This window comes from Armatimonas sp. (assembly GCF_031410135.1).
Taxonomy (GTDB): Bacteria; Armatimonadota; Armatimonadia; order Armatimonadales; family Armatimonadaceae; genus Armatimonas.
This window is the reverse complement of the sequence record NZ_JANNYP010000553.1, coordinates 1-6,015: the sequence shown is the minus strand read 5'-3', so window position 1 is coordinate 6,015 and position 6,015 is coordinate 1. Positions and strand designations below refer to the sequence as shown.

The following is a 6,015-nucleotide window of genomic DNA, read 5'->3' as shown; positions in this document are numbered from 1 at the left end:
TATCTGACCCACCTGGATCGCTTGGACGAGATGGAGAGGGTGGCAACAAAGCAGGCAACAGAGCTTTCCAGTGAGGAGTGCGTGACTCTCGTGGCAACCTTGCAGCATAAAGCCCCTGCTCCCGCGTTACGCCTTGGGAAGATCTTTCTGGCACAGCTTCTAGCGCCCCGAGAAGATGGTCGCCCAACTTATCATGGGGTTACCCAACTGGCTCAGCGGGTGCTGGAGCTGGGCCAGAAACAGAGTGACGACGCGGCTTGCCGGGCAGCACGGGAGGCGCTTCTTCTGACCTCACCGACACTGAGCATCTGGAAAGAACACCTCGCCTCGCTCGAAACCACGGAGCGCGAGAGCGCACGTGAGCGGCTCCTCAAGCAGCTTCTAGAGTGGCGTGGCTCGCAGGCCGAGCAGCTGGAGATCTTATTGGAAGAAAGAGAGTGGGAGCGAGCCTGGGGGATTGCTTCGGGTGGCTACAGTAGCAGCTACGCCCTCGCCCTCGCCCCGCGTGTGGTGGAGCACCTACCTCAGCCCGTGCGCGACTTTGGTCTGAAAACCGCCGCCCCGATTATCTCAACGAACCAGGCAGCACATTACGAAATCGCGGCGGCATGGCTCGCCGTGGTGCGGACGGCAGAGATCGCAATGGGGCGGGGCAGCGAGTGGAACGAGCGCTATGAGACGCTTCTCATAGAAAACAAGCGTAAGTACAAGCTCATGCCGATGCTAGAAGAGCTGGGACGCGCCCCCGAAGACGAAGCACTCGCTTTAGTGCCCCTTGCTCCCAAGGAGCGTAAGCCCTTGATCTTTAAAATTAACTAAGCCGCCACATGCCGTAGCACTGGCCGTTGAGCCAGACCTCGCGGGTCTTGGGGTGGACGCGGATAGCATTGACTTCTCGTGGCCCTGAAGCGGCGGTGAGGTTCTCCCAGGTTTTTCCGGCGTCTTGGGAGCGACAGATCGTCGCGCTGGTGGCGTAGATGTCGGCGGAGCCGCCCACATAGAGCACCTCGGGCTTTTGTGAGTCTACAGCGACGGTCTTGACGTGGCGGTTGCCGTACTGATCGCGCGGCGTGTCCAGCTCCTGCCACTTGCCCGCCTCCCAGAAGAGTAGCTTGTCTCGTAAGGCGGCGTAGAGTCGGTTGCGCTTGGGGTCTACCGCGATGTCGTAGATATCCGCAGGAGCCTCGGCGACACTTTGCCAGCTTGCGCCGTGATCGGTGGAGCGGACAAGTGTGCGGCCTTTCTTGCCGTAGAGCGTGCTGTCCGTGTGGGTGTAGATGCCCTCGCAGCCCGCCATCGGCTTCCAGGTTTTGCCGCTGTCTTCGGAGCGCAGGTTGCTGGCAAAGAGGATGTTTTTATTGCTTGGGTCGGAGCAGCTCACATCGGGGCCGGAGAAGGTGAGATCCCCCACAAACTGCCAGGTATGCCCGGCATTATACGAAATCCGCAGGCGGCGCTTGCCGCCCCAGCTCTCCGCATCGCCATAGTAGAGCGTCTTGCCATCAGGAGTGTGCCCGCCGTAGCAGAAGCCACCCCAGCCCTTGCCGCTAGCATCGAACACGCGCCAGGTCTTGCCATTGTCGTGGGTCACGGCGGCATTGTAGTCTTGAAAGGCGAGAAAGACCGAGTCCGGGGCGTGGGTGGAGAAGTTAAAGTGCCCTCCGAGCATGATCCCGTTGTAGCCATTGGCGCTCCACTGGAACGTCTTGCCGCCGTCGGTGGACTTGGTGACAATATCGCCGCCGATCCCGTAGACCGTGTTTTTATCCGTGTGCGACCAGGCAAAGTAGCCGTTGCGGGCATTGTTGGGCAGGACGCAGTTCTTGCTCTCGATCTTGATGGGCTGCCAGCTCTCGCCGCCATCGTGGCTGACCGAGCGCACCCACTGCCAGTTGTCGCCCTGAATCCAGCAGAGCATCCGCTTGGGATCGGCAGGACTGACCCGGATATTCTGCACGGGCTTGCCCTTCTGCTCCAGCCCGCGACCAGCCCGCGTCGCCCAGCTCTTGCCCTCGTCGGTTGATTGATGAATGCCGCCTGCATCCGAGATAAAGACTAGCCCACTATCTAAAACATCAAGGCCATACACAGCCTGCGTCCGAATCTGTATAAACGTCTTGCCGCCGTCTTTCGAGGCAAGCAAGCCGCGCTTGCCGCCAATCCAGACGATGCCGGGAACGTAGTCACTGCGCTTGAGAATTGCCTTATTCTTCGCTATATCATCAATCCGAAGCACGCCTGACTGTGGCCCGATTCGTAGATACGCATCTCGGTCTTCGCCACCCAAGGGATCGCTGAGCTTTGCCCATTTCTTGCCGATCTCAAACGGGCTCGGCTGAAAGAGATCATCACAGAGATACAGTCCCGACTTGGGAGTGAGGTAGTAGGCTACGCCACAGCAGCCTGAGATCACACTGTAGCTGTAGGGATCGTAGGACACCCTTCCCCCCGTTCCCTCCGTCACGGGGACAACCTGCTCCCAGCGGTGCTCTTTGGTGTACCGATAAAGACCATGTGGCGTTTTTCCACCCAGCCAGCCGGGCTGAAAATCCGAGGAGTTCCCTCCGACGGCGAGCATTGGCCCCATTCCCTCGGGATCAAAGGCTATTGTGTTGCAGCCTCGCGCATGAAAGCCCTCCATCGAGAGGCTCCAGCCGGTGGAGTCGCCCCTATCGAGATAGAGCCCCCCGACATCAATGCACAACGCGAGGCCGCGTTTGCTCCAGACCAGATCGCGGGGCCACTGGCCACCCTCGCCGCCTGGGGTAATGCCCGCCGCTGCCATTTCGGGCGAGAGCAGCGGCATCTTACGGAGTGTCGCTCGTTGCTTCATGCGGGTAGTTTACCCGGTGCGCAGAAGCGAGGAGTTCTCCGTCTTGCCTGCCTTGAGCGCGTACTCCCAGGCTTGCAGGCCCGCGTGGCTTTTGAGAGTAGCATCAGCTCCCGCGAGGCAGAGAAGCCGAACCTGTTCGAGCTCTACGGTGCTTGCGGCGAGCATCAGAGCGGTCATGCCGCGCTTGTCTTGAGCATTGGGGCTGGCACGGTTCTCTAAGAGCTGTAGCATGAGCTCCTGGCCACGAACTGCCGTCTCCGGGCTCCCGTGCTCACAAACTTTCATCAGCGGAGTGCGCCCCCCTGCATCCTGAATGTCTATGGACAGGCCCCGCTGAATCAGCCCAAGCGTGGCTTCGATATTTTTATGTGTTGCCGCCAGATGTAGCAGGCTTGCCTCGCCCTGAAAGCGAGCTTGCAGGTTGCCGCCGTGATCTAGTAGTCGAAAAAAGAGCTCATGGCGACCGTCTTTGAGGACGACTCCCAGAGAGCTGTCGGTGGGGGTAACTCCTGCCTTGAGGAGCAGCTCGACGCAGGCATCTGAGTACCACCAGATCGCCTGGTTTAGTGCTTCGGTGAGTCCTTGTTTCGGACAGATACGGAGTAGCTCTTGGAGGAGATCGGGGCGCTGACACGCGCAGGCCATGGTCACTAAGCTATGTTGGTGGAGATAGTCACGTGTCTTATAGGTCCGGTCAGGGACGCGCCAGCGGATGGCTTGCAGTACGAGCGTGTCAAGATCGAGATCGTCGCCAGGGGGTGGAATCATATTTACTTGCTCGCCACTCCAAGTGACGGTATATAGTTTTATCAGGAAGTAGGAAAAATGAGCCCGGTAATTTTAGTAGATTGGATCCGTAGTTTTAGCAGAGCCTCCCAGTGGGATCAAGTGGTTCGTAAGATCAACGACGATGAAACTAAGCTCTCGCCTCTGACTGTCAACATCGGGGCAGGTCTGAGTGAGGGTAAGATCTGGATAGACCTGAAGTTCAAGGATGAAAACGATGCCCCCGTGCACCTGCGTGCGATGGTGGCGATTCCCAGCGGCAACGATGAGATCTTTCTCAATGACATGGATGCTCCCAAGACCAACGGTGGTATTGCGATTCAGTTTCCCGTGCAAGTGAAGAACTTTAAGGCCAAGGCCCGTCTTTCTTTGCGTTTTGTCTACCACGAAGGCAACGACCGTGTCGAGTATCGCACCGATACTACCATCGCTTCGTCGTAGTGTACAAAAAAAGGGCAGGCATTGCAATGCCTGCCCTTTTTTTGTTTTTTCTCTTTTAGTTTAGGTGGAAGGTGCCCTGGTAGTTGTACATCAGGCCACCGGGAACAGGCTCGTTGATGTTGTCGAGCACGGGGCCGCCGTTTGTATTGATCGCATTGGTACGTACCTGACCAGCCAGTGGGAAAAAGACTCCTTGTGGAATCCCCACAGCATTGGTATTGACTTTTGCCCATTTGGCATGGCCGTCGGCATAGAGGAAGTTGCCACCACCCGAGTGCCGGTTGACATCATCGAGGTCGGCCTGATCAAAGAGGATATTGGTAGGACGTGCGATGGCAGGAATGACAACAAGTTGGCTTGCGATCGGAGCAGGACCCTGTCCCAGATTGTTGTAGTTAATGACTCGGTTGACCGCGTGCCCTACATTAAGACGCAGCTGGTTTATGGGCTGATTTCCCATAAGAGAGCCTGTCGAGGTGCTACTCTCACTCATGATAACGGTTTGCGCCGGAGCATTGAAGGAGGCCATAGACTGCGCGACGGCCAAGTCATTTAACATGTAGGCAACGGCAGCCGATGCCACTGAAGTGCGCTGCGCTGATGACGGGCAGTTGATGAGCTGGGCATTTTTAATGTAGGGATTGAGCAGGCTCGGAACCGTAACGCCCACAGGCACGATCGCAACCGGCACATTGACGCCACCGATCAGATCCGCGCCCCAGTGCTGCGGGAAGACAGCAGTGCCTACCTGTAGTGCACCGACGGCAACCGGGAACGCTTCGTCGTAGTCCTGTGTGTACATCATCATTGCTGTGCCTAGCTGCTTCTGATTCGACAGACAAGAAGTCTGGCGTGCCTTTTCCCTGGCTTGCGCAAAAACAGGGAAGAGAATGGCGGCAAGAATCGCGATAATCGCGATGACAACGAGAAGCTCGATGAGCGTAAATCCACGTGGACGTAACTTTGTAGACGACATAGTAAAACCTTTCAGAGGGAACCAGCTTTTTTTGTGAGAGCTTTAGGTTTCCTAACTATTAAGACTATACTATGAATCACGAAAAAAAGTTCCTGATTCAAAAATCGTATTTTTAATATCTTTTTCATTTCTCTTTTTTGAAAAGAGAAAGGCTGAGTTGCAGAAAGCAACTCAGCCTGAGAGACAGATAGGATTCGGCTACACCAGACGTGCCCGCAGGTAGCCAAGTAAGTCTGTGATCGCGATGCGCTCTTGAGCCATTGAGTCGCGGTCACGCACGGTGACGGTGTCTATTAAGTCCGTCGAGCCGTCGCGGCTCTGGCCGAGGGTGTCGTAGTCCACGGTGATGCAGAATGGGGTTCCGGCTTCGTCTTGCCTTCGGTAGAGCTTGCCAATGGCCGCCGTATCGTCGTAGACCACGCGCATTCCGAGCTCGTTTTGCAGTGCCTTCTTGATCGCCTTGGCTTTATTGACAATATCGGGCTTGTTCTTGGCCAGCGGCAGGACGGCAACCTTGATTGGGGCCAGGGCGGGCTTCAGACGTAGCACCACGCGAATATCGCCCTTGGCCTCGTCCACCACTTCCTCGTCGTAGGCCTCGCAGAGTGCGGCCAGCACGCCACGGTCTACGCCAGCGGCGGGCTCGATCACAAAGGGAACGATATGTTTATTCGTCTCGTGGTCAAAGTACGTCAGCTTCTCGACCGAGTGCTCGTTGGGCATCACTTTCTCACGTGTGTTGTCCGAGAGAGTCAGCGTCTCCTGCTGGCGCGAGTGCGAGCCCAAGTCCCAGTCGGTGCGGTTGGCGATTCCTTCGAGCTCATCAAAGCCCAGAGTCGGGAAGTTGTAGAGAATGTCCACGGTGCGCTTGGAGTAGTGCGCGAGCTTCACGTGCTCAAACAGATCAATCTTAGCGCGATCCAGCCCCACCACGTTCACCCACCAGTCGATGTGATCCTGAATCCACTCGTCGTGGACT

At 57.0% G+C, this 6,015-nt stretch carries 6 protein-coding genes; 2 read left to right on the top strand and 4 right to left on the bottom strand.

Annotated elements, in window-relative coordinates; translation table 11 throughout:
* Positions 1 to 819, top strand: an 819-nt coding sequence (locus tag RMO15_RS20500; protein WP_309716259.1) for a hypothetical protein, incomplete at its 5' end; no start/stop codon positions are given.
* Here the strand turns inward: RMO15_RS20500 and RMO15_RS20495 are convergent.
* Positions 812 to 2,833 (bottom strand): hypothetical protein, encoded by a 2,022-nt coding sequence (locus RMO15_RS20495; RefSeq protein ID WP_309716256.1) that lies wholly within the window; start codon positions 2,831 to 2,833, stop codon positions 812 to 814. The genes RMO15_RS20500 and RMO15_RS20495 overlap by 8 nt on opposite strands.
* A 9-nt stretch (positions 2,834 to 2,842) precedes the next feature.
* Positions 2,843 to 3,601, bottom strand: coding sequence for an ankyrin repeat domain-containing protein (locus tag RMO15_RS20490; protein WP_309716253.1), 759 nt, complete (start codon positions 3,599 to 3,601; stop codon positions 2,843 to 2,845).
* Between the two features lie 57 nt (positions 3,602 to 3,658).
* Between RMO15_RS20490 and RMO15_RS20485 the strand changes: the two genes are divergently transcribed.
* Positions 3,659 to 4,060, top strand: a complete 402-nt coding sequence (locus RMO15_RS20485) for a hypothetical protein (RefSeq protein WP_309716250.1) — start codon at positions 3,659 to 3,661, stop codon at positions 4,058 to 4,060.
* Between the two features lie 55 nt (positions 4,061 to 4,115).
* Here the strand turns inward: RMO15_RS20485 and RMO15_RS20480 are convergent, their stop codons facing one another.
* Complete coding sequence (locus tag RMO15_RS20480; protein WP_309716245.1) at positions 4,116 to 5,036, bottom strand: DUF1559 domain-containing protein; 921 nt, start codon at positions 5,034 to 5,036, stop codon at positions 4,116 to 4,118.
* Between the two features lie 198 nt (positions 5,037 to 5,234).
* Positions 5,235 to 6,015, bottom strand: a 781-nt coding sequence (locus RMO15_RS20475) for a His/Gly/Thr/Pro-type tRNA ligase C-terminal domain-containing protein (RefSeq protein WP_309716241.1), incomplete at its 5' end; no start/stop codon positions are given.